The 465-nt window shown below is 47.7% G+C and carries 1 protein-coding gene; it reads right to left on the reverse strand.

Features of this window, described 5'->3' with window-relative positions:
* On the reverse strand, positions 1 to 465 hold a 465-nt coding region (locus EWU22_RS13385; protein WP_161566875.1), incomplete at both ends, for a hypothetical protein.

Raw genomic sequence — 465 nt, forward strand, 5'->3', positions numbered from 1 at the left:
TATTCGTGCCTGTAAAGGCTGTGCCATTGATCTGTGGACTCGTTAAGCTTACCACCAATTTACTGAAGCTCGATTCTGAGGCGGTTACTGATAAACGATCTGATCCAGCTGCAACAATCGTTCCATCCGTAGCTGCTATGGTCGCTAGCTCTGACTTGTACAATATCATCGATGCTGTCGCCACTCCATTCGTGAAGCTTAAACTAGTTGCTGTACCAAAATCTGTACCGCCAACCGTTGGTACTGTCACTGGGCTACTTGAACTATTCGCCCCTGAGAAGGTAATATTATGTGAGCCTGTATACCCTGTTGCCGTATTTCCTTGAGCATCTTTCGCCGTTACGGTAATCGTTTGAGGACTGCCTGCTGTTTGAGTGCCCGTTCCGGTTACTACTAATTTCGTCGCCGTTCCTGCACTGATCGATACTGATCCACTTGTCGCTGCCGTTCCAGTTGATGGAGTAA

The sequence above is a fragment of the Aquirufa nivalisilvae genome (assembly GCF_004307455.1).
Taxonomy (GTDB): Bacteria; Bacteroidota; Bacteroidia; order Cytophagales; family Spirosomataceae; genus Aquirufa; species Aquirufa nivalisilvae.